The sequence below is a fragment of the Rhodobacter sp. SGA-6-6 genome (assembly GCF_011043545.1).
Taxonomy (GTDB): Bacteria; Pseudomonadota; Alphaproteobacteria; order Rhodobacterales; family Rhodobacteraceae; genus Pseudogemmobacter.
Map to the genome: position 1 here is coordinate 53,824 of NZ_JAAKGP010000010.1, position 23,095 is coordinate 76,918.

A 23,095-nucleotide genomic window follows, 5' to 3' on the forward strand; every position below is an offset into this window, starting at 1 on the left:
AGCTTCGTTTTTTCAAAGCCTGAACGCCAGAAAAGCCTTCTTTCCCGCGCTTCGCGCTGCTGGAAGAATGCCTCCCAGAATTGCAAGGGAGGTTCCGCGGTGGATGGAAAGCTGGGCCAGGGAATCCGCGACAGGTTCCTCGACGGGATGAGCCATGCAGCCTGCACGGTCAACATCGTCACCACCGACGGCCCCGCCGGGCGCGCGGGCGTGACGGTTTCGGCGATGGCCTCGGTCTCGGCCGACAGCGACTGGCCCACGCTTTTGGTCTGCGTCCATCACCTCAGCCCGGCGGCGGCGAAGATCGTGGAGAACGGCGTGCTGTGCGTGAACGTGCTGCGCGACGACCAGTCCTATATCTCGGACACCTTCGCCGGCCGCTTCCGCAACGAGGTCGGCGACAAGTTCGACTGCGCGGAATGGGTGGCCATGCCCTCGGGCGCGCCCCGGATCGAGAATCCGCTGGTGGCCTTCGACTGCCGGCTGCTCTCGTCCGAGAAGGTGGGGACGCATCACATCTTCCTCTGCGAGGTGCATGACCTGCATGTGGCCCGCGCCGGATCGCCGCTGATCTATGCCAATCGCGCCTATGGCTCTTCGATCCGCATCGACGGGGCGCGCTCGCTGGCTTCGGCGCAGGTGCGGATGGGGTCGCGGCTGACCGTGGGGTGCTTCCACACCTTCGGGCCCTTCGTCATTCCGCGGCTGATCCGGCAGATGGAAGGCTTCGACGTGAGCCTGGTCGAGGGCGACCAGCGCCGGCTGAGCGAAAGTCTGAAGGCCGGCGAAAGCGAGGTGGCGCTGCTTTACGACCTCGACTTGGACGAGAGCTTCGAGACGCTGCCGCTGCAGGAGCTTTCCCCTTACGTGCTTCTGGCCGACGGCCACCGGCTGGCGCAGCAATCCGAGATCGAGCCCACCGAACTGGTGGAGGAGCCGATGGTCCTGCTGGATGCGCCGCCCAGTTCCGATTATTTCCTCGGCCTGATGCGCAGGGCCGGAGTGGAGCCGCTGGTGGCCTGGCGCACGCGGTCCTTCGAGATGCTGCGCGGGCTGGTCGGCCATGGATTGGGCTATGCGCTTCTGACCACCAAGCCGGCCGCGGACATGACCTACGACGGGATGCGGCTGGTCGCGCGCCCCCTGCTGGGCGATCATGCGCCGGGACGCATCGCCATCGCCTGGCGCAAGGGAACCGCGCTTTCGGCCCCGGCGAAGCGTTTCATCGCGCTCTGCCGGGACGCCTTCCCCCAAAGCGGTTGAGCGGACTCAGCCCCGGCCGGGCGCGGGCGTCAGCGGTATGACAAGGGCGGGGCCGGCGATGCGGGCGCCCTGCCCCGCCAGCGCCGTGTCGCCCGGGCCGGGCGACAGCTGCGCGCCGGCTTCCCCGATCCGGACCCCGATCCCGAGAGCGAACACCACCGTCAGCGCCGCATCGGTGTCCATTGCCCCGCCGCGCAGGACCCGCGCCGGGCCGAGCACCCAGGCTTCCCGCGCCGCCATGACGTTGAAGACCCGCACGCCCTGCCCCAGCGGAATCCCGTCCGGGGTCAGGCCGGTGTCGAAGCCGAAGGGCTCCAGCGGGTCCAGCGTGACGCTCCGGTCGCCGAACTCCAGCCGCAGCCCCGCGCCTTCGATCACGGTGATGATGCGGTCCGCACCCGGAAAGGCCGAAAACAGCCCGCGCGCGTCGATCCTGGCGCGGCTGATGCGCAGGTCGAAGCCGGCGCGGCCGGCGCCTTCGGGCAGCAGCAGCACCTCGTCGGTCACGCCCTGGCCGTTCTTCCAGGGCCGGGTATCGTAGCCCGCCTCGGGCAGATGACGCAGCACCATATCGCTCTCCCGTTCAGACCGCGCAGGCCGCGCGTTCCAGCGCGGCGAACTCCGCCGCCGACATCAGCCCCTCGGCCACCACCAGATCGGCCAGCGGGCGGTTTTCCGCCAAAGCGCGCTGCGCCAGGCCCGAGGCCCGGGAATAGCCGATCACCGGCACCAGCGGCGTGCACATCGCGGTGCTGGCCTCCAGATGGGCGCGGCAGCGTTCGGCATCGGCGCGGATGCCCTCCACGCAGCGCAGCCGCAGCACCGGCACGCCCGAGGCCAGCAGGCGCAGCGACTCCAGCAGCGCATGGGCGATCAGCGGCTCCATTGCGTTCAGCTGCAACTGGCCCGCCTCGGCTGCCATGGTCACGCTGAGGTCGTGGCCGATCACCTGATAGGCGATCTGGCTGACCATCTCGGGGATCACCGGGTTGATCTTGCCGGGCATGATCGAGGACCCGGCCTGCACCGGCAGCAGGTGGATCTCGCCCAGGCCGGCGCGCGGCCCGCTGGACAAGAGCCGCAGGTCGTTGCAGATCTTCGACAGCCGCAGCACCACCCGGCGCAATGCGGCCGAGACCGCGACCAGCGCACCCATGTCGGAGGAGGCTTCGATCAGGTCCTCGGCCGCGCGGATCTCATAGCCGCTGATCGCCGCCAGATGCGCCCGCGCGCAGGGACCATAGCCTTCGGGCGCGGTGATCCCGGTGCCGATGGCGGTGCCGCCCAGGTTGACCGCCGTCAGCTCCGCAAGCGCCGTGCGCAGATGGCGCAGGTCCTGCTCCACCCCGGCGGCGAAGCCGGCGAACTCCGCCCCCAGCGTCATCGGCACCGCATCCTGAAGCTGGGTGCGGCCGAGTTTCAGCACCTGTGCGAAATCGCCGGCGCGGTCGCGGAACGCCTGCGCCAGCCGGGCCAGTTCGTCCTCCAGCGGCCGGGCCGCCAGCAGCAAGGCGATCCGCAGCGCGGTCGGATAGACGTCATTGGTCGATTGGGAGCGGTTCACATGGTCGTTCGGATGCAGATGGGCATAGTCGCCGGGGCGGCGGCCAAGCGCGATCAGCCCCAGATTGGCGATCACCTCGTTGGCGTTCATGTTGGTCGAGGTGCCCGCCCCGCCCTGGATCATCCCGACGACGAAGGCGTCGTGATGTTGCCCCTCAAGCAATTGCGCGCAGGCGGCGGCGATCGCATCGTGATGCGCCACGCCCAACACCCCCAGGTCGCGGTTCGCCCGCGCGGCGGCGAGTTTCACCATGGCAAGCCCGCGCACCAGTTCGGGGTAATGGCCGATCAGCGCCCGGCTGACCGGAAAATTCTCCGCCGCCCGCAGGGTATGGATGCCGTAAAGCGCCTCCGCCGGCAGCTGGCGGGGGCCCAGCAGATCGGTCTCGACCCGCAGCGCGAAGGAAGCGGTCATCGGCAATCCTGCCGGCCGGCCGCGCTCAGGCGCCAGAAGCCGGGCGCCGCCGGCGCGGCGGGAAGGAAGGCGCCCTCCGCGGTGATCTCCACCCGGACCGGCGCGCCGGTCTCGGGCGTGGCGAGGCAGAGGCCGGCGCGCGGGCGGCACAGCGCCGGATGCAGGTGCAGCCGCCCGTCGGTGCCGCGCAGCACCTCGACCAGCCAAGGCGCGCCGAGCAGGCGTTCGGCCTGGGCCAGGTCGCCGCCGCGCAGCGCCGCACGGATGCGGGTCGAGGAAATCCGTTCGCCGCCCGCCGCCACTTCGGGCGCTGCGTGAACGGCAAAGCCGCGGTGCTGCCCCAGTTCCGCCAGCATCGCCATGTCCCCCGCCCGGCCGCGGCCGAAGCGGAAGTCCGCCCCCGCCACCACCGCCGAAACGCCAAGCGCCCCGGCCAGCACCTCCCCTGCGAAATCCGCCGGAGAGAGCCCGGCGAAGGCGGCATCGAAGCGCGGCGAGAAGATGAAATCCACTCCCTCGCTGCCCAGAAGCCGCTGCTTGCTGTCGGGCGAGGCCAGCCGGAACGCCCCGTCCTGCGCGCCGAAGAAGGCGCGCGGATGCGGCTCGCAGGACATCACCGCGACCGGCCGGCCGCAGGCGATCCTGCGGGCGATGGCGACCAGCGCCCGGTGGCCGCGGTGGAAGCCGTCGAAATTCCCCAGCACCAGCACCCCGCCGCGCAGGCGATGCCCGGCAGGAAGCGATTGCCTGACGATGACAGGCCGGCTGCCGGGGCGGACGGGCGGCGGACAAAGCGGCTGCAAAAGCACCATCGGACCTGATTTCCCTGTTGCGCCCCGCGACTGTAGGATCGCGGCCCCACCCGGGAAATTCCGAAGTTCCGAGCCCCTGCCTCGAAAAATCCTATTCCCGACTAAGGCTTCATCGGAACATGATAGCGCAGCGCGACGTGAACGCCGGCCAGGATGACCAGGATGGCGGCCATTTCGACCGGGGCCGGCACCTCGCCCAGGAAGGCGAAGGACAGGATCAGGGTGAAGGGCGGGACCAGGCTCTGGAACAGCGCGCCCCGCGTCGCCCCCAGATCGGCGACCGCGCGGGCGTGCAGCGCCAGCGCCACGATCCCGGTGACCACGCCCTGCCCCAGCCCCTGCAACAGAAGCTCCCGCGGCGGGGCCTGCCACAGCCTTGCCCCGGTCGCCAGGAAATAGGCGGGCAGATAGACGACGGCCGAGATCAGCGCGACCGCCGTCACCGCCTCCAGCGCCGTCAGGCCGCTCTTGCGGAAGGCGATGCCGTAGGCGGCCCAGAGCAGGCCGCCGGCGAGGAAAGGAAAGGGCGACCCCCTGCCCTCCGCCGCCAGCACGAGGATCGCCAGCCCCGCAACGGCAATGGCGATGCCCGCCTTCTGCAGCCGCCCCAGCGGCTCCTGCAGCAGGACCCGGCTGCCGATCAGGGTGAAGAGCACGCCCGACACCGCCGAGAGCGCCCCGCCGAACTTGGCCGGGGCATGAAGGAAGCCGGTGCCGACCACGATGACGAAGGCCGGCCCGGCGCCGAGGGCCATGACCGCCGACCGGGCCAGGCTGCCGCGGGAAAACGGCACCCGCCGCAGGATCAGCAGCAGCAGCGGCGCGGCCACCACGAAGCGCAGCGCCGCCAGATCCCAAGTGTCCATCCCCCCGGCCGTCACGCCGTGCCGTGCAAGGACATACCAGCCGCTCCAGATCGTCGCCGCGGCCACGCCGGCCAGCGTGCCGCGGAGGATGGCGATCCCCTGCGCAGGGGCGGCCACGGTCAGACCAGCGCCGTCTTCAGGATCTTGCCCGAGGGCGCCATCGGCAGCGCCTCCATGAAGGCGACGACACGCGGCACCTTGTAGTCGGCGATCCGGCCCTCGCAATGCGCCCGCACCTCCTCGGCGGTCAGGGCCGGGTCGGCCTTCACGATCACCGCCTTCACCACCTGGCCGAAGACCGGATCGGGCTGGCCGACCACCGCGGCGGCGGCGATGCCCGGATGGGCCAGCAGGATGTCCTCGACCTCGATGGGGGCGATCTTGGCCCCGCCCGAGATGATCTGGTCGCGGGTGCGGCCGACGATGAAATAGTTGCCCTCCGCATCGCGCGACGCCAGGTCGCCGGTCAGGAACCAGCCCTCCACCATCGCCTGCGCGGTGCGTTCCGGGTCCTTGTAATAGGCGCCGGAAAAGCTGGGACCGCGGACCCACAACTCGCCGACCTGCCCGTCGCCGGCATCCTGCCCGGCCTCGTCCACCAGCCGGACCTCGGTCGGCGCGATCAGGCGCCCGACCGAGCCGGGCGGCGGCATCGCGCCGTGGCGCAGGTCGAAGGAGAAGATCGGCCGGACCTCGGTCATGGCATAATAGGGGCGGACCTCGATCCCCAGATGGTCGCGGCAATCCGCCAGCAGCTGGTCGTTCAGCGCCGCCCCGGACGAGGCCGTCAGCCGCAGCGACGACAGGTCGGGGCGCCGCCCCTCCTTGCGCGCGACATCGGCCATCATCGCATACATCGTCGGCACGCCGAGGAAGACGGTCGGCCGCAGCGCCTCGATCGCCTCCAGCGCCAGCCGCGGGTGGAAGCGCGGCGCCAGCAGGACAGTGGCGCCGCTGAGAAGCGCGACATAGGTCGCGGCGTGGAAGCCGTAGCTGAACGACAGCGGCAGCGTCACCAGTTCGCGGTCGGCCGGCGTGATCGCCATCATCCCGCCGTAGGCCAGCGCCGAGGCCAGTTCGTTGGCATGGGTGGCGGCAACGCCCTTCGGCTTCGAGGTCGTGCCCGATGTGTAGCACAGCAGCACGAGATCCTGGCCCGAGCCGAGCTGCGGCCCGTCGTAGGGCGCGAACCCGGCAGCGCGGGCCAGGAAGGTGTCGAAATCCTCGACCTGCGGGTGGCCGGCCAAGCCCTCGGAAGCCTCGGCCACCTGCGCGGCAAGCGCGTCGGCGCGGATCACCATCCGGGCCTGGCTGTGGTCCAGGATGTAGCGGATTTCATCGGCGGCGAATTCGGCGTTCACCGGCACGATGGCCGCCCCGATCATCGCCAGACCAAGATAGACCGAGAATATCTCGGGCCGGTTCGGCGACAGGACGGCCACGCGGTCGCCCCTGCGCAGGCCGGCGGAGAGCAGCGCAGAGGCAAGGCGGCGCGACTGGTCCGCAAGGCCGCGGTAGGTCAGCGTCCGGTCGCCGAAGACGAAGGCGGGATGGTCGGGCCGCGCCTCGGCATGGCACAGGACGGGGGTGACGACATCGGTGGGTGTCATGGTGCGGCTTCCCTACACGAGGCCCAGGCGTTCGGGACCGTCGGCCTTGATCATCTCGCGCGCGATGACGATGCGCTGGATTTCGTTCGAGCCCTCGGTCAGCACATAGATCGGCGCCTCTCGATACAGCCGCTCGATGGGGAATTCCGCGACATAGCCGTAGCCGCCCAGGACGCGCATCGCATCCTGGGTGATCTGCATCGTCGCCTCGGTGACGAACAGCTTCGCCATCGAGGCCAGCATGTCGGCCCGGCCGTAGCGCGCCTTGTGGCGCAGCGCCTCGCCGATCATGGCGCGCGAGGCGACAAGCTGCGTCGCCATGTTGGCCAGATGGATCTGCACCGCCTGATGGTTGCAGATCGGCTGGCCGAAGGTTTCGCGGTCCTTCGAATATTGCAGCGCCACGGCCAGCGCGTTGCGCGCCATGCCGACGGCCGTGCCCGCCATCGCCAGCCGCCCGGTCTCCAGCATCGACAGCACCTGCGGCAGGCCCTTGCCGGCCTCGCCGCCCAGCAGGGCCTCCGGCCCCAGCCGCACCTTGTCGAAGCGCAGCTCGGCGGTATCGACATGCTTGAAGCCCATCTTGTCGATCAGCCGCGAGACCTCGACCCCCGGCGCCTCGGATTCCACGATGAACAGGCTGATCGGCCCCTTGCCATCCGCCGCGGGCGCCCGCGCCAGCACCATGTGCAGCCGCGCCCGCTGGCCGTTGGTGATGAAGATCTTCTGCCCGCTCAGCACGAAGCCGCCGTCCGGCTGCGGCACCGCCTGCGCGCGCACCTGCTTCAGGTCCGATCCGGTGGAGGGTTCCGTCAGCACGATGGCGGCGCGGCGCGACCCGTCGGCCAGTTGCGGCAGGTAGCGCGCCTTCTGCTCCGCGGTGCCGTAGGTCGCGATCAGTCGGGCCACGGTGCAATGGCTGTTCAGGAAGCTGGGCATCGCCGACCAACCGGCGCCCAGTTCCTCCATGATCGCCACGTAGTCCTCAAGCGGCAGGTCCAGCCCGCCATGTTCCTCGGGGATGACCATGCCGAAGAGGCCGAGCCCGGCCATGGCATCGACCACCTGCTGCGGGAATTCGTCCTGCGCCTCGAAGCGCGCGACATGGGGCGCGATCTCGCGCCGCACGAACTGGCGCACGCCTTCGACAACGGGGGAAACATCCGGTTCGGTCATGTCTTTTCTTCCTACATGGTCAGATAGGCGCGGCAGACCGCCTCGTTGGCGGACAGCTCGGCCATGGTGCCTTCAAAGACGATATGTCCGCGGTCGAGGACATAGGCCCGGTCGGCCAGCGCGGCGGCGAAGGCCAGGTTCTGCTCGGACAGCAGGATGGTCAGCCCCTTGGCCTTGAGGTCCAGGATCAGCCGTGCCAGCCGTTCGACGATGACCGGCGCCACGCCCTCGGAGGGTTCGTCGAGAAGGACGAGATAGGGGTTGCCCATCAGAGTGCGGGCGATGGTCAGCATCTGCTGCTCGCCGCCGCTCATGTCCGAGCCCGGGCGGTCGGGCATCGCGGCAAGGTTGGGAAAGGCGTCGAACAGCGTCTCCACCGTCCATTCCGCCGCGCCTTCCCGCGGCGGCTGGCGGCCGAGGTCCAGGTTCTCCAGCACCGTCAGCTCCGAGAAGATCCGCCGGTCCTCGGGCACGAAGCCGAGGCCCCTGCGCGCGATCTGGTAGACCGGCAGTTTCTCGATCGCCTCGCCGCGCAAGCGGACCGAGCCGGAGCGGTTCTTCAGATGCCCCATCAGCGCCTTGAAGGTGGTGGATTTCCCGGCGCCGTTGCGGCCCATGATCGCCACGACCTCGTTGGCACGGACCTTCAGGTTCATGTCGAACAGGATCTGCGCCTGTCCGTAGGCGGCGTTCAGCCCGGTGACTTCCAGCATGGGTGTGCTCATTGGCCGATCTCCGAGGTTTCGAGGAAGGCGCCGCTGCCCAGGTAGACCTCCTGCACCAGCGGGTCTTCGCGGATCTCCGCCGGCACGCCCTTGGCGATCAGCTTGCCGCGCGACATGACGACGACCTGGTCGGCGTGCTCGAACACCACGTCGACGCTGTGTTCGGTGAACAGCACCGACAGCCCGCGTTCCTTCACCAGGCGGGCGGTCAGGCTCATCAGTTCGTTGCGTTCCTTGGGCGCCATGCCGGCGGTGGGTTCGTCCATCAGCAGCAGTTTCGGCCGGTTGGCCAGCGCCATCGCCAGCTCCAGCCGCTTCACGTCGCCATAGGCCAGCACGCAGCAGGCGCGGTCGGCCTGGGTATGCATCCCCACCGCCTCCAGCAGGGTATCCGCCTCCTCGCAGTAATTGTGGCTCAGCGGCCGCCACAGTGCGGCCAGGCGGCGGTGCACCGAATGCAGCACCATCTGGACATTCTCGCGCACGGTCATCGACCCGAAGGTCTGCGCGATCTGGAAGGTGCGCCCCACGCCCCGGCGCCAGATCTGGCTGGGGGTCTCGCGGGTGATATCGTGCCCGTCGAAATGGACCGATCCGGTATCCGCGCGCAGCTGGCCGTTCAGCATGTTGAAGCAGGTGGACTTGCCCGCCCCGTTCGGGCCGATCAGCGCGAGGATCTGCCCCGCTCCGACCTCGAACGAGACGCCCTGCACCGCCTTGACGCCCGCGAAGGACTTGCTGATGTCGTCGACTGTCAGAGTGCTCATCTCTCCCCCTTTCCGAAGCGGTTCATGAAGGCCCCGACGATCCCCTGCGGCACGCCAAGCACAAAGACGATGATGAAGAGGCCGAGGATCAGGCGCCAGTAATCGGCCAGGTTGCGGATCAGCTCGACCGAGACGAAGTGATAGGACAGCGCCCCGATCAGCGGGCCGCTGACCGACTGGACCCCGCCGACCAGCACCATCACCAGCGCATCGACCGTGGTCGAGACCGAGAAGTCGGTCGGGAACACCGATCCGCGGTGATAGGCCATCAGCGCGCCGGCCAGGCCCGCGAAGGCGCCCGACAGGACGAAGGCGCCCCACTGGATGCGCGCGGTGTCGATGCCGATGGCGGCCGAGCGCGCCAGCGAGTCGCGTCCCGCCCGGAAGGCGAAGCCGAAGGGGGCGTAGAGGGCGCGCCGCATCAGCCGGGTCGCCAGGACCGCCGCCGCCAGCGCCAGGTAGTAATAGGCCATGTGCGAATTCAGCCAGGACGGGCGGGTCAGGCCGACGATGCCGTTGTCGCCGCCGGTGACGGAGACCATCTGGATCGACAGCGTGAACAGGATCTGCGCGAAGGCCAGCGTCAGCATGGCGAGATAGACCCCCTTCAGCCGGGTGCAGAACCAGCCGAACAGCAACCCTCCGCCGGCGCCCGCCACCATGGCGGCCAGGACACCCGCGGCCATCGGCAGGCCCAGCCGGGTCGCCACCAGCGCCGCCGCGTAGGAGCCGAGGCCGAAATAGGCGGCATGGCCGAAGGAGACGATGCCCCCCACCGACAGCAGGAAATGCAGGCTGCCGGCGAAGATGGCCAGGATGAAGACCTCGGTCATGATCACCTCGAAATAGAGCGGCAGCACCAACGGCAGCAGCGCCAGCGCGAGAACGGCGGCCAGCATCGCCTGTTTCATCGCCCGGGTCGGCAGCCGGAACGGCTGGTCGATCGACAGGTCGCCCGGACGCTGCGCCACCATGCGCCCGCCCAAGAGGCCGTTCGGCCGGAACACCAGCACCAGCACCATGACCAGGAAGATCAGCACCGACACCGCCTGCGGGAAGAACAGCACGCCGAAGGCGTTGATCACCCCCACCAGCACGGCGGCCAGGAAGGCCCCCATGATCGAGCCCATGCCGCCGATCACCACGATCACGAAGGCCTCGACGACGATGTTGATATCCATCTGCAGGTTGGCGGATTCCTTGGGGATCTGCAGCGCGCCGGCCAGGCCGGCCAGGAAAGTGCCGATGAAGAAGACGGCGGTGAACAGGGTCTTCTGGTTCACCCCCAGCGAGGCCACCATCTCGCGGTCCTGCGTCGCGGCGCGGATCAGGCGGCCCCAGCGGGTGCGGTGGGTCAACCACCACAGCAGGCCGAGGAAGACCGGGCCGACGAAGATCAGCGCGATGTTGTATTGCGGGATACGCTCGCCGAAGATGGTGACCGCGCCCTTCAGGCCCGGCACGCGCGGGGCCAGCACCTCGTCCGGCCCCCAGAATTCGTAGATCAGGTTCTGGAACACCAGCACCAGCCCGAAGGTGACGAGGATCTGGAACACCTCCGGCGCCTGATAGATCCGGCGCAGGATCGTCACCTCGATCAGGCAGCCGATGGCGCCCACGACCAGCGCGGCGATCACGACGCCGCCCCAGAAGCCGAAGCCCGTGGTCGGCAGCGCATTGGTCACCGTCAGCGCGATATAGGCGCCCAGCATGTAGAAGGAGCCATGGGCGAAGTTGACGATCTTCGTCACGCCGAAGATCAGCGCCAGCCCCGAGGCGACCAGGAACAGGGTCGAGGAATAGGAAAGCCCGTTCAGAAGCTGGGCGAACAAGGTGGATGCGTCATACATGACCTGTGGGTCTCCGGGCTGCGGACGGGCGCCGTCTTCTGTCGCTGGATGGTCGTATCGGCTGGCGGCGCGTCCCCCGGCGACGCGGGCGGCAGGTGCCGGGGCGCCACGCGGCGGCGCCCCGCGGGGATCACTTCGTCGCCTCTTCGGGGCGCAGGCTCTTCACCAGATCGTCGGGCGGCTGGAAATCGGCGCCGTCGTAGAACTGCCAGTCCACCATCCGGCCCATCCCATCCACCACGGCCAGCTTGCCGATGTAGAAGCCGAAGGTGGACTGGTGATCCTGGGCGCGGAAAGCCATCGGTCCGATGGGCGTGTCGAAGGTCACGCCGCGGGCGGCGGCGATCAGGGCCTCGGTCTCGGTGCTGCCGGCCTTTTCGAGGATCGCCCGGATCGCCAGCATCTCGGTATAGCCGATCAGCGAGCCGACCTTGGGCAATTCGCCGTAGGCCTCTTCATAGGCGGTGCGGAAGGCGGCGTGTTCGGGCGTCTCGATCTGTTCCACCGGATAGCCGGTGACGGTCCAGCCCTCGGGCGCCTCGTCTCCCAGCGGTTCCAGGTATTCGGGCAGGCCGGTCAGGATGGAATAGACCTCGCGCCCCTCGAACAGGCCGCGGGTGTTGCCCTCGCGCACGAATTTCGCCAGGTCGGCGCCGAAGGTGGCGTTGAAGACCGCATCCGGCTCGGCCGCGATCATCGCCTGCACGGTGGAGCCGGCCTCCAGCTTGCCCAGCGTCGGCCATTGCTCGTTGACGAATTCCACGTCCGGGCGCAGGCGTTTCAGCTCTTCCTGGAAACCCTTCACCGCCGACTGGCCGTATTCGTAGTTCGGCGCGATGGTCGCCCAGCGTTTCGCCGGCAGCTTGGCAGCCATCTGCGCCATCGCCGTGACCTGCGAATGCATGCTGTTGAACAGCCGGAAGGTGTAGCGGTTGCCCTTCTCCCAGATCAGCGTGTCGCTCTGCGGCTGGCCGACAAGGAAGAACACCTTGTTGGTATTGGCGAAATCGGCCACCGCGACGGCCACGTTCGACAGGTAGGTGCCGGTCAGCAGCACGACGTTCTCGTTCGTGACCAGTTCCTGCGCCGCCCGCAGCGCGGCGTCGGGCTTGCCGGTGTCGTCGCGCGAGACGACTTCCAGCGTCTTGCCCAGCACGCCGCCGTCGGCGTTGATATGCTCGACCGCCAGCTGCCAGCCCTTGCGGTAGGCCTCGGTCGATTGCGGGCTGGACGAATAGGACGACATCTCGCCGATCTTGATGCTGTCCGCCCCTGCGCCGCCGGAAAGAAGCACCATCGCCGAGACGGCCATGGCCTTCAGGAAAGTGGTCTTCATCGTAGCCTCCCTTTTATGTTCGTTTTTCGAGTGCAGTCTCAGGCCGGGCCGAAGCCGGCAAAGCCGTCTTTCAGCACCTGCCGGTCGCCCACGGCGACATCGAAGGCGAAACCGTCGCCGGACGGTGCCGCGCGCAGCGTCAGCAGATCGCCGGGCAGCACCGGCGCGCTGAGCCGGGCAGCGGCCTTGCGCAGGTCGGCCGGATGATGGCCGGTCGCCCTGCCCAGAAGCCGCAAGGCGATGCCGAGGGTGCAGAGGCCGTGCAGGATCGGCCGGTCGAAGCCGTAGCCCCGGGCCACCTCGGGATCGACATGGACGGGATGCAGGTCGCCGGTCAGCCGATAGAGCACCGCCTGTTCGGGCGAGGTGCGGCAATCGCCCATCGGCGCCAGGGCCGGCGGTTCGGCCCTGGATGCGGCCGGAGCCTCCGGCCCGCCCCAGCCGCCGATGCCGGGCAGGAAGATGGAATAGCTGGCGGTGAACAGGTCGCAGGACACCTCGATCTCGACGATGGTGGCCTTGCCCTTGTCCCAGACCGCGACGACGCGGCCCTGCGTGGACAGGGTGGCGCTGCGCGTCAGCGGGCCGTGGATCGCGATCCTCTGCGAGACATGCAGCGATTTCCTGCGGTCGTAGACGCCGAGGTCGCCGCAGCGTTCCACCGCCCAGAGGCCGAGCGCAGCGACCATCCCCGGCAGCGGGCGCAGGTCGCGCTCGTAGACCAGGTCGAGTTCGTCGGCCTGCGCGCCGCAGGCCAGCGCATAGAGGATGGCGTCGCGTTCGGTCCAGCCGATCTCCTGCCGGCCGAGGTCATGGCCGATCAGGTCCCGGAACGTCGTCGGTCTGGTCATCTCTTCGGTTCCCTTGCCTTGCGCAGCGCCTCGGCCCGCTCGTCCGAGGCCAGCAGGTCCATCCGCCGGGCCTGCCAGTCCGCCGCATCGAAATCCGCAGCGTGGAAGGCGGTGACGAAGCCCTTTGCCGCAGCCTGGGCCAGCGGCGGCAGCGCGGCCGCACGGCCTGCCAGCGCCACGGCGGTCGCCAGCGTTTCGCCCGCATCGGCGGCATGGGTGGCGAGGCCCCCCGCAAGCGCCTCGTCCCGGTCCAGCCGCTCGGCCAGCAGCAGCAGGCGCAGCGCGGCGGCATGGCTCAGCATCGGCAGGATCTGCGCCAGCCGCTGCGGGTTGTAGAGGATGCCCATCTTCACCGCGGGCAGCGAGAAACCGGCCCCCGGCCCCGCCACGCGGAAATCGCAGGCCAGCGCCAGATCGAGCCCCGCCCCCAGGCAAGCCCCCTCGACCGCCGCGAAGGAGATCACTCGGCTGGCCCGCAGCGCGGCGGTCAGCCCCGACATGGCGGCATCGAAAGCCGCGTCCGAGGCATCGCCCTCCAGATCGGCGAAATCCGCCCCGGCCGAGAAGGCCGGGCCTTCGCCGGCGATCACCAGCGCCCGGATGCCTTCGGCCTCGGCCTCGCGCAGGCGGTCCTGCAGCGCGGCGATCAGGCTGCGCGACAGCGCATTGCGCTTTTCGGCCCGCGCCAGCGTCAGGACGCGCACCCCCGGCTGCGGCGTTTCGGTGCGAAGGTCAGCCATGGCGGGCCGTCCGGTCGATGTGGCGGGCGCGGAAATCCAGCGCCTCCTCCAGATCCTGCGCCAGATCGAGCAGCGCCGCATCCTGCCCGAAGCCCGCCACCAGCTGCACCGACAGCGGCAGCCCGTCGCTGACGCCGCAGGGCAGCGCCGCGGCCGGAGTTCCGGCGACATTAAAGGGCGAGGTGAAGGGGAACGGCCCCCAGAGGCGGCCGACGCGCTGGCCGTCGATCTCCCGCGGGCGCTGGCCGATCGGGAAGGCGGGCGCGGCGGTGGTGGGCAGCAGCAGCATGTCGAACCGGGCGAACAATTCCGCGATGCGGGCGCGATACCTGCCATGCGCGGCGCGGGCACGCTCCACCTGCGCGGGCGTCAGGTTGCGCGCGGCTTCGAGGCTGCCGAGTTCGTAATCGGTCAGGTCGTCGCGGAAGCGATTCAGCAGATGCCCGCGCTCGCGCCATTCCTCGGCCAGGACCAGCGGACCGAAGGTCTCGTCCCAGCCTTTCAGGTCGAGCCGGATCTCCTCGACTGGATGGCCCAGGTCCGTCAGCAGGGCGGCGGCCTGCACCACGGCGGCACGGATCGCAGGATCGACCGGCAGCCCGTCGGGCGCGGCGCAGAAACCGATCCGGCGCAGGCCGCCCTTGCCGCGGCTGTTGAAATCCTTCTCGGCCAGCACCGACAGGAACAGCCGGGCATCCGCCACGTCATGCGACAGCGGACCGGCACAGCAGAAATCGCTCATCCCGCGAAAGCCGCCCTCATCGGCGCAAAGGCCGTAGCTGGGCTTGAAGCCGAAGACGCCGGTCATCGCCGCCGGGATGCGGATCGACCCGCCGCCATCGGCGCCGAGGGCCAGCGGCACATAGCCCGCCGCCACCGAGACCGCCGCGCCGCCGCTCGATCCGCCGGGGGTGGCGGCGGTGTCCCAGGGGTTGCGCGTGACCGGGCCGAGCCTGTTCTCGCTGGTGGCCGACTGGCCGAATTCGGCGGTGTTGGTCTTGCCGACGAAGACCGCCCCCGCCGCGCGCAGGCGGCGGACCACGCCGCTGTCCTCGAGCGCCAGGTTCTGCGTGAAGACGCGCGAGCCGCGGGTGGTGACGAAGCCGGCGATGTCGAAGGTGTCCTTGATCGACACCGGCACGCCCGCCAGCGGCCCCGCCTCGCCCGCGCGCCAGCCGGCTTCGGCGGCCTCGGCCTGTGCCATCGCCAGGTCCTCGGTCCGCACGACCATCGCGCCCAGCGTATCGTCGCAATCGCGGATACGGTCCAGCGCGGCCCTTGCCGCCTCGACCGGCGACACCTCGCCCGACCGGAAGGCGCCGATCAGGCTGGCGGCCGAAGGCGCGGCCCGGACCAGGGGATCGGGATGGTCAAGCATGGGGATGCACCCCGCCGCTGACGCCATAGGTCTCGCCGGTGATGTAGCCCGCCTTGTCGCCGACCAGGAAGGACACCAGATGCGCCACGTCCTCGGGCCGGCCCAGCCGGTTCACCCGCGCCTTCTTTTCGAGATAGGTGTCGAAGAATTCGTCCGGGTAGATGCGGCGGAGGAAGTCGTTGTAGATCAGCCCCGGCGCGATGGCATTCACCCGGATGCCGTTCTTGCCGTTCTCGGCCGCCGCCACCCGGGTCAGCGCCATCACCCCCGCCTTGGCCGCCGAGTAGGCCGCGCCATGTTCGGTCGTCATCTCCCAGCCCGAGATCGAGGAGATGTTGACGATGGCGCCCGACTGCGCCGCGATCATGTGCGGCAGGGCAAAGCGCATGCAGCTGAAGGTGCCGGTCAGGTCGATGTCGAGGCATTTCTGCCAGGTTTCCAGCGACATCTCGGCCACCGGCTCGATCTTCGACCAGCCCGCGTTGTTGACCAGAACGTCGATCCGGCCGTAGCGCCGGGCGACCTCGCCGAACACGGATTCCACCGCGGCATGGTCACCGACATCCAGCCTGAACCAGGGGCATTCCTCGCCGACGACGCCGGACAGCTCTTCCGACAGCTTCGCCATGCGGCCCTCGTGCAGGTCGGTGATGACGACCCGCATCCTGTCCGCGGCCAGCTGACGAGCGATGGCCGCCCCGATGCCCGCGCCGGCGGCCGCGGTGACGATGGCAATCTTCTTGTCGCTCATTTGCAGTTCTCCAGGGATCGGTGGGCGGTTCAGGTCAGGGCGGCGGCGATGTCGCGGGCCAGAAGCTCCGGCTGGTCGACCGCGATCAGATGGCCGGCGTCGGGGATTTCCGTATAGCTGGCCTGCGGCATCGCCTCGCGCAGGATGTCGGCGGCCTTCTGCGGGCAGAAGACGTCTCCGGCGCCCTGGATGATGTGGACGGGCACGCGGATGTCGCGCAGCCTTTCGGTCAGCGGCGCGGCGGCCATGGCGATCATCGCGCGGGTGGCATTGGCATAGCCCGCGCCCTCGCCCACGGCGGCGATGCGGCGGGCGGCGATTTCGGCGGACAGGGGACGGTTCCTGACGATCTGCGCCTCGGTATCGGCGGCAAGGGCAAGGCGGAACCCTTCGGGATCGTCCCGAAGCTGGGCGATCCGCTCCTCGAAGAAGGCGGCGGCGGCGCGGCCGACCTTGCTGGAGGTGCCGACGACGATCGCCTTGCGCAGCATGTCCGGGCGCCGGAGCGCCGCTTCTAGCACGATCACGCCGCCAAGCGAGAACCCGACGCAGACCGCCGGGCCGGTGACCGCATCGAGGAAGGCCGCCAGGTCCTCCGCAAGCTGCGCCGGGGTGCCGTCGCCCTGCCCCGCCGTGGTGCCGCCATGGCCGCGCAGGTCGACCGCATGGGCCGCCACCCCGGCCGGCAATCGCCCGAGGATGCCGTCCCAGCTGCCGCCGTCCTCGGCCAGGCCATGGACGAAGACCACCGGTGCGCCGCTGCCGGCCCTGCGGTAGGCGACCTCGATGTCGCCGAGCAATACTTTGGCGGTTGCGGAAACCGCCCCTGCGGCCGCCGCGGCATCGTCGTTTGCCATGGTTGTCTTCCCTGTCAGCCCGTCGCGCAGTTGCATCGGCTGTTGTTCTTTCGACAGCTTCACACTATAATCCGGTTTCAGAAAAAGCAATAGTGATGTCACTTTTTTAAAAGTGCGGGAAAATGCTCGAAAAAGCTCCTGAGCCAAGGCTGCCGAACCCCACCACCCCGAAGGGCCGGGCCACCGTCGCCCGCATCCTCGAAGCGGGGCGAGAGGTCTTTGGCGAATCGGGCTATGTCTCGATGCGGATGAGCGATCTGGCCGAGAAGGCCGGCCTGTCGATGGGCGCGCTCTACCGCTACTTCGACAACAAGGACGATGTGTTCCTTGCCATCATCCACGACATCCACAACGAGCTTTACGCCGCCAGCCGCCCCAGCGGCCCGCCCGGCTTCCGCTCCGCCCCCCTGGAGTCGATCCTCGAGGCGAACCGGGGCTACCTGTCGCATTACTGCAAGCACCGCAAGGTGATGCGGGCCTTCATCGAGGCCACGATGGTGGACCAGCGCTACACCGACATGTGGTGGTTCATGCGCGAAAGCCACATCCTGCGGGTGGCCTCGGCCCTGCGGCGCGACCACGGCATCGCCGAGATCGCTGCCGTCCCGGCCCGGACGGTGCTGGAGGCCCTGGCCTCGATGACCGAGCAGTCCGCCTATGTCTGGTATGCCCATCCCGGCGCCGGCGCCACCCTGCTGCCGGTGGAGGATGCCACCAGGATCGTCAGCGACATCTGGTATCTGGCGCTGTTCCGCGACCAGCCGGGCATGACCCTGCCGGATCGGTCTCAAGCTTCCGACCATGGGCAGAGCGTTCCGGGACGCGACAAGCTTGCCTAGCCCGCCGGCCGCGGTGCCGCCCCTGAAGGATCTGCTGATCCTCGACTTCAGCACGCTTCTGCCGGGGCCGCTCGCCACCCTGTTCCTTGCCGATGCCGGGGCGAAGGTCGTCAAGGTCGAGCGTCCGGCGACCGGCGACGCCATGCGGGATTTCGCGCCGGCGATCGGGGATGAAGGCGTCAGCTTCGCCCTGCTGAACCGCGGCAAATCGTCGGTCGCCCTCGACTTGAAGGACCCCGGCGCGAAGGACCGGCTCCTGCCGCTTCTCAAGGCGGCCGATGTCATCGTCGAGCAGTTCAGGCCCGGCGTGATGGCGCGGCTCGGGCTGGGATACGAGGACGTGCGGGCGATCAACCCCGACATCATCTACTGCTCGATCACCGGATGGGGCGGTGCCGGACCCAAGGCGGACGAAGCAGGGCACGACCTGAACTACATGGCGGAGACCGGGGTCCTGGGGCTGAGCGTCGGCGCCGACGGCGCCCCCGTGCTGCCGCCGCTTCCCTCTGCCGACATTGCCGCCGGAACCTATCCGGCGATGATAAACATCCTGCTGGCGCTTCGCCGGCGCGACCGCGACGGCACCGGCTGCCGGATCGACGTCGCCATGGGCGAGAACCTGTTTCCGATGGCCTACCGGGCCGTCGGAGATGCCAAAGCCCTTCGGCACCGGCCGGTCGCCGGCGGCGACCCCCTGACCGGCGGCTCTGCGCGCTATCAGATCTACCGCACGCGGGACGACCGCTTCCTTGCGGCGGCCCCGCTGGAGGACAAGTTCTGGGCGAAGTTTGCAGCGATCATCGGCCTTCCGGCCGAGTTGATCGACGACGCCCGCGATCCCCCGGCGACGAAATCCGCCGTTGCGGCCCTGATCGCCGGGCGGGACGCCGCGGAATGGGCTGCCGCCTTCGCCGGCGCGGATGTCTGCTGCTCTGTCGTGCTTTCCTTCGAGGAAGCCCTGCGCGACCCCCATTGGGCCGCCCGGGGCGTCTTCGACCGCCGGATCGGGATCGCGGACCGGGTCGTTCCGGCCCTGCCTTCGATCGTCGCGCCAGAGCTTCGCGCAGAAGACACCGCGTCCCATGCCCCGTCTCTGGGAGAAGCAAACGGGGCTCTTCTCGGGCGGGACCCGGAACCGATCTGATCCCGTCCGGGCCCTCTATCCCGGCATCCCCTCGGCCCGCCGCCGCTCGGTCAAGCGTTTCACCAGATGGTCGACGGCAAGGCCCATGAAGGCCACTGCCAGCCCCAGCACCATCCCCTTGCCGACATCGGTGGCCGACAGCGCGCGCTGCAGCTCCTGCCCCAGGTCCTGGGTGCCGATGAAGGCCGCGATGATCACCATGAACAGCGAGAACATCACCGACTGGTTCACCCCCACCATCATCACCGGCAGCGCGAAGGGCAGGCGGACGTGCCACAGCATCTGCTGCCGGGTGGCGCCGCTCATCTGCGCGGCCTCGACCAGTTCGGCGGGAACGCCGCGCAGGCCCTCGATGGTGTAGCGGATCAGGGGAACGGCGGCGAAGGTGACGACGGCGGCGACCACGGCCACGTCGTTCACCCCGAACAGCATCACCACCGGGATCAGGTAGATGAAGCTGGGGAAGGTCTGCGCCGTGTCGCAAAGCAGCAGCACCCGGCGGGCGCGGGCATCGCTGCGCGTGGCCCATATCCCCAGCGGAAAGCCGATCATCGCGGCGATCAGCACCGAGAAGCCGACCATGTAGACGGTGATCATCGCCCGGTCCCACCAGCCCGACAGGGCGATCAGCCCGAAGAACCCCAGCATGACGAGGGCCGAGCGCAGCCCGCCGATGGCCCATCCCGCCGCCGCGAGGGCCAGCAGCACCGCCGAGAACGGCAGCCACAGCATCCCGTCGCGCAGCGGGATCAGCAGCCAGGTAATCAGGAACCAGCGCAGCCAGGTGGTGACCGGATCGACAAGGCGGATGAACCCGTCGACCAGCGCGTCCAGCGGCCCGGCGATGCTCAGCGCCTGCCGGCGCGGCACCTCGGCCAGCAGCGGCACCGCCTGCGCCAGCACGAAGGCGGCCACCACGGCCAGCGCCCAGACCACCAGCACCGGATGGCGGCGCACCCAGGTCCGGCCCTCGTCATGGTGCACCGGCTGGCGCATCGCCCAGGCCTTCGACAGCCGGTCCAGCACCACGGCGATCAGCACGATGGTGATGCCGATCTCGACCGAAAGCCCGATCTTCAGCGCCTGCAACAGTTGCAACAGCTTCTGCCCGAGGCCGGGCATCCCGATGAAACTGGCCAGCACCACCATGGCCAGGCATTGCATGATGACCTGGTTGACGCCGATCAGGATCTCGGTCCGCGCCGTCGGCAGCCGGACCGAGCGCAAAAGCTGCCAGGGCGTGGCGCCCCCCATCCGTCCGGCCTCGACCACCTCTTCCGGCACCTTGCGCAGGCCAAGCTCGGTCATGCGGATCATCGGCGGGACAGAGAAGATGATGGTGACGATCGCCCCCGCCTTCGGCCCGACGCCGATGAAGACCACGACCGGGATCATGTAGGCGAAATGCGGCAGGCTCTGCGCGATGTTCAGGATCGGGTTCATCGCCCGCGCGGCCCAGGTCCAGCGCCAGGCGGCGATTCCCACCACAAGGCCCAGCAGGATCGAGAAAGGCGCCGCGACGACGATGACCGACAGCGTCTCCATCGCCCATTGCCACTGGCCCATGACCGCGATCCAGACGAAGGTGCCGCCCGACAGCGCCGCCAGCCGCCAGCCGCCGAGCGCCCAGCCGAGTGCCGCCATCGAAATCGCCACCACCGACCACGGCAGCGGCCCGATCCGGGGCCAGCGGTTCTTGCCGTAAAGCAGGTTCGCCGTCACATCCAGCAGCCATTCCAGCATCGCGGCGAAGGCGCGGGTCACCTGCATCAACCCCAGGTCGTCGCGCAGGAAGGCGAAGACGGCGTTGATCCAGTCGGCGAAGGGCAGGATCAGTCCTTCCGGCGGACGCATCAGCCCCGCGGGCAGCAGATTGCGGCCGATCACCAGCAGAAGGGCGGTGCCCAGCAGGATCAGCGCCACGCGGGGGCCGGTTCCGGTCCTGGCAAGCGGGATGCGTTCGGCAAGGCTCATGCGGCCCCCCCGAGCAGGATGTCCAGCGCCTTCGCCCGTTCCAGCACGCCCGTGGTGCGGCCCGCCGCGTCGGCCACCGGAATCCAGTCGCGGCTGTCGTTGACCAGCTGGCGCGCCAGCTCGCGCAGGGTCTGCCCGCCCGGCAGCGACGGGCCTTCGACCGGCTGGCCCGTGGGCGCGGCAAGGCCCGAGGCGCGCAGCACCCGGGCGCGGTCGATCTCGGCGGTGAAGCGGGCGACGTAATCGGTGGCCGGGGACAGCACGATCCGGTCGGGGGTGTCGCATTGCTCGACCCTGCCGTCCTTCATGATGGCGATGCGGTCGGCAAGGCGGAGGGCCTCGTCGAAGTCGTGGGTGATGAAAATGATGGTCTTCCTCAGCATCCCCTTCAGCCGCAGGAATTCGTCCTGCATCTCGCGCCGGATCAGCGGGTCCAGAGCCGAGAACGGCTCGTCCAGGAACCAGATGTCGGGCTCCACCGCCAGGCTGCGGGCGATGCCGACGCGCTGCTGCTGGCCGCCCGACAGCTCGCGCGGGAAATAGCTTTCGCGGCCCTTCAGGCCCACCAGCGCCAGCATCTCGCGCGCCCGCTCGATACGCGACCGCCGGTCCTGGCCGCGCATCTCCAGCGGGAAGGCGACGTTCTCCAGCGCGTTGCGGTTCGGCAGCAGGCCGAAGCTCTGGAACACCATGCCCATCTTGCGGCGGCGCAGGTCGATCAGCTCCGCCTCGCTCAGCCTGCCGATCTCGCGCCCCTCGACCAGAATCTCGCCCGAGGTGATCTCGTTCAGCCGCGACAGGCAGCGCACCAGCGTCGACTTGCCGGAGCCGGAGAGCCCCATCACCACCAGCATCTCGCCGGGCATCACGTCCAGCGTCACGTCATGGACGGCGACGACATGGCCCTGCGGCCGGGCATCGGGGTCGAGCCGCAGTTCGGCCCGCGCCGCCTGCGGGCGCGGCCCGAAGATCTTCCAGACGTTGCGGCAGGAAATGACGGGATCGGCTGGGCCCTGCGGGGCCGGGGCGGAGAGGACTTGGGTCACGGGCATTTCTTTCCGATGGAACGGACCCGCCCCGATGCAAGGACAGGGGCGGGCCGGGTTCAGATCAGGAGGCTGCGGGGCCTTTGCCGGCCCGCGCAGGTCTCATTCCACCCAGGGCTTCCAGACCGCCTCGTTGGCCTCGAGCCAGGCGGTGGCGGCATCCTCGGGCTCCATCCCGTCGACATCGACCAGCTTCGCCATCTCGGCGATCTGCGGGTTGGTGAAGCTGACCTTCTGCAGCACGGCATAGGCGGCCGGCCATTTCTCCGGCATCCCGTCCCAGGCGGCGATCTTAAGATAGCCGTCGGCGGGGTTGCCGCAGTCGTAGGTGCGGTCGGGGTGCGGGCCGACGGTCGGGTCAGTGTCGCAGCCGGCTTCCCATTTCGGGAAGTCCACGAATTCGCCCGGCCAGACGGCTTCGGCGAAGTTCGGGGTCCAGTTGAAGATCACGATCGGGGTCTTGTCCTTCTCGGCCGCGGCCAGTTCGGCCCAAAGCGCAGCCGCCGAGCCGGCGTTGACCACGGTGAAGTTCATCTCCAGTGCCTCGACCTTCTCGGCGTCGTGCTTCAGCCAGTCGACCGGGCCGCCGAGGAAACGGCCCTTCTCGCCGGTCTCGGGGGTGGCGAAGACGGCGGCGCAGGCGTTCAGCGCCTCCCAGTCCGGCAGGCCGGGGCAGGCCTCCTTGGTCCAGAGCGGATACCACCAGTCCTCGCGGGTGATGGCGTTGTGGTTGCCGGCCTCATGGATGCCGCCCTTTTCCAGCGCGGCGTTGAACGAGGCGCCGAAGGCGCCCTCCCAGACCTCGACCTCGAGCGCGGCATCGCCGAGGCGGATCGCCTCGTAGACGGCCTGGCTGTCGGTCGAGACGTATTCGACCGAGTTGCCCATGCCCTCGAAGATCTGGCCGATGGCATGGCTCATCACGATCTGGCTGGACCAGTTGTGGATCGGGATCACGATCGGGTCCGACGAATCCTCGGCCGAGGCGATCCCGGCGACGGCGAAAGGCGCAAGCGCAAGCGTCATGGCCCGCGTGACGCGGCTGGTTCTGGTCATGGTGCATCCCTGTTGTTGATCCGCGGTTTCCGGTGGACCGGGCGCGGCATTGGCGGAAGGTTGCGCCTCCCTGACA

Annotated in this window: 21 protein-coding genes; 3 read left to right on the plus strand and 18 right to left on the minus strand. The window is 69.3% G+C overall.

The annotated features are described in order from the left end of the window. Positions 1 to 99: 99 nt before the first annotated feature. Positions 100 to 1,263: a LysR substrate-binding domain-containing protein gene (locus G5B31_RS16245; RefSeq protein ID WP_165019257.1), complete on the plus strand. Its 1,164-nt coding sequence runs from the start codon at positions 100 to 102 to the stop codon at positions 1,261 to 1,263. A gap of 6 nt (positions 1,264 to 1,269) precedes the next feature. On the opposite strand, the gene G5B31_RS16250 is transcribed toward G5B31_RS16245, so the two are convergent. The 15 genes from G5B31_RS16250 to G5B31_RS16320 all read right to left on the minus strand — a co-directional run bounded on the left by G5B31_RS16250 (position 1,270) and on the right by G5B31_RS16320 (position 16,960). Beyond that, positions 1,270 to 1,833 carry a HutD family protein gene (locus G5B31_RS16250; protein WP_165019258.1) on the minus strand — a complete coding sequence of 188 codons (564 nt, stop codon included), beginning with the start codon at positions 1,831 to 1,833 and terminating at the stop codon, positions 1,270 to 1,272. Positions 1,834 to 1,846: 13 nt separating this feature from the next. After that, on the minus strand, positions 1,847 to 3,241 hold the full coding sequence (locus G5B31_RS16255; RefSeq protein ID WP_165019259.1) for an aspartate ammonia-lyase: 1,395 nt from the start codon (positions 3,239 to 3,241) through the stop codon (positions 1,847 to 1,849). Next, positions 3,238 to 4,053 carry an FAD synthetase family protein gene (locus tag G5B31_RS16260; protein WP_165019260.1) on the minus strand — a complete coding sequence of 272 codons (816 nt, stop codon included), beginning with the start codon at positions 4,051 to 4,053 and terminating at the stop codon, positions 3,238 to 3,240. Before G5B31_RS16260 ends, G5B31_RS16255 begins: the two co-directional genes overlap by 4 nt. Positions 4,054 to 4,154: 101 nt before the next feature. Beyond that, positions 4,155 to 5,036 carry a DMT family transporter gene (locus tag G5B31_RS16265; protein ID WP_165019261.1) on the minus strand — a complete coding sequence of 294 codons (882 nt, stop codon included), beginning with the start codon at positions 5,034 to 5,036 and terminating at the stop codon, positions 4,155 to 4,157. 2 nt (positions 5,037 to 5,038) lie between these two features. Beyond that, positions 5,039 to 6,529 carry a class I adenylate-forming enzyme family protein gene (locus G5B31_RS16270; RefSeq protein ID WP_165019262.1) on the minus strand — a complete coding sequence of 497 codons (1,491 nt, stop codon included), beginning with the start codon at positions 6,527 to 6,529 and terminating at the stop codon, positions 5,039 to 5,041. A gap of 12 nt (positions 6,530 to 6,541) precedes the next feature. Then, complete coding sequence (locus tag G5B31_RS16275; RefSeq protein WP_165019263.1) at positions 6,542 to 7,705, minus strand: acyl-CoA dehydrogenase family protein; 1,164 nt, start codon at positions 7,703 to 7,705, stop codon at positions 6,542 to 6,544. Positions 7,706 to 7,716: 11 nt separating this feature from the next. Beyond that, positions 7,717 to 8,418 carry an ABC transporter ATP-binding protein gene (locus G5B31_RS16280; protein ID WP_205911986.1) on the minus strand — a complete coding sequence of 234 codons (702 nt, stop codon included), beginning with the start codon at positions 8,416 to 8,418 and terminating at the stop codon, positions 7,717 to 7,719. Between the two features lie 8 nt (positions 8,419 to 8,426). Continuing rightward, positions 8,427 to 9,197 carry an ABC transporter ATP-binding protein gene (locus tag G5B31_RS16285; RefSeq protein ID WP_165019265.1) on the minus strand — a complete coding sequence of 257 codons (771 nt, stop codon included), beginning with the start codon at positions 9,195 to 9,197 and terminating at the stop codon, positions 8,427 to 8,429. Further along, entirely contained in the window at positions 9,194 to 11,047 is a 1,854-nt protein-coding gene (locus tag G5B31_RS16290; protein WP_165019266.1) for an ABC transporter permease, read from the minus strand. Before G5B31_RS16290 ends, G5B31_RS16285 begins: the two co-directional genes overlap by 4 nt. 130 nt (positions 11,048 to 11,177) lie before the next feature. Further along, positions 11,178 to 12,383: an ABC transporter substrate-binding protein gene (locus G5B31_RS16295; protein WP_165019267.1), complete on the minus strand. Its 1,206-nt coding sequence runs from the start codon at positions 12,381 to 12,383 to the stop codon at positions 11,178 to 11,180. A 38-nt stretch (positions 12,384 to 12,421) separates the two neighbouring features. Next, complete coding sequence (locus G5B31_RS16300; protein WP_165019268.1) at positions 12,422 to 13,234, minus strand: MaoC/PaaZ C-terminal domain-containing protein; 813 nt, start codon at positions 13,232 to 13,234, stop codon at positions 12,422 to 12,424. Then, entirely contained in the window at positions 13,231 to 13,974 is a 744-nt protein-coding gene (locus tag G5B31_RS16305) for an enoyl-CoA hydratase/isomerase family protein (protein WP_165019269.1), read from the minus strand. The genes G5B31_RS16300 and G5B31_RS16305 overlap by 4 nt, the downstream gene beginning before the upstream one ends. Beyond that, complete coding sequence (locus G5B31_RS16310; RefSeq protein ID WP_165019270.1) at positions 13,967 to 15,352, minus strand: amidase; 1,386 nt, start codon at positions 15,350 to 15,352, stop codon at positions 13,967 to 13,969. Before G5B31_RS16310 ends, G5B31_RS16305 begins: the two co-directional genes overlap by 8 nt. Further along, complete coding sequence (locus G5B31_RS16315; RefSeq protein WP_165019271.1) at positions 15,345 to 16,103, minus strand: SDR family NAD(P)-dependent oxidoreductase; 759 nt, start codon at positions 16,101 to 16,103, stop codon at positions 15,345 to 15,347. The genes G5B31_RS16310 and G5B31_RS16315 overlap by 8 nt, the downstream gene beginning before the upstream one ends. 29 nt (positions 16,104 to 16,132) lie before the next feature. After that, complete coding sequence (locus G5B31_RS16320) at positions 16,133 to 16,960, minus strand: alpha/beta fold hydrolase (RefSeq protein WP_165019272.1); 828 nt, start codon at positions 16,958 to 16,960, stop codon at positions 16,133 to 16,135. 122 nt (positions 16,961 to 17,082) lie between these two features. Here G5B31_RS16320 and G5B31_RS16325 point away from each other — a divergent pair, with 122 nt between their 5' ends. Next, the gene (locus G5B31_RS16325; protein ID WP_165019273.1) at positions 17,083 to 17,799 is read left to right on the plus strand and encodes a TetR/AcrR family transcriptional regulator; all 717 of its coding nucleotides are present in this window, start codon (positions 17,083 to 17,085) and stop codon (positions 17,797 to 17,799) included. Positions 17,800 to 17,812: 13 nt separating this feature from the next. Then, on the plus strand, positions 17,813 to 18,943 hold the full coding sequence (locus G5B31_RS16330) for a CoA transferase (protein WP_346763928.1): 1,131 nt from the start codon (positions 17,813 to 17,815) through the stop codon (positions 18,941 to 18,943). Positions 18,944 to 18,958: 15 nt separating this feature from the next. Here the strand turns inward: G5B31_RS16330 and G5B31_RS16335 are convergent, their stop codons facing one another. The 3 genes from G5B31_RS16335 to G5B31_RS16345 all read right to left on the minus strand — a co-directional run bounded on the left by G5B31_RS16335 (position 18,959) and on the right by G5B31_RS16345 (position 22,989). Beyond that, positions 18,959 to 20,917: a proline/glycine betaine ABC transporter permease gene (locus tag G5B31_RS16335; protein WP_165019275.1), complete on the minus strand. Its 1,959-nt coding sequence runs from the start codon at positions 20,915 to 20,917 to the stop codon at positions 18,959 to 18,961. Then, positions 20,914 to 21,963, minus strand: coding sequence for an ATP-binding cassette domain-containing protein (locus G5B31_RS16340; RefSeq protein ID WP_346763929.1), 1,050 nt, complete (start codon positions 21,961 to 21,963; stop codon positions 20,914 to 20,916). Before G5B31_RS16340 ends, G5B31_RS16335 begins: the two co-directional genes overlap by 4 nt. Before the next feature lie 102 nt (positions 21,964 to 22,065). Continuing rightward, on the minus strand, positions 22,066 to 22,989 hold the full coding sequence (locus G5B31_RS16345; RefSeq protein ID WP_165019298.1) for an ABC transporter substrate-binding protein: 924 nt from the start codon (positions 22,987 to 22,989) through the stop codon (positions 22,066 to 22,068). Between the last annotated feature and the right edge of the window lie 106 nt (positions 22,990 to 23,095).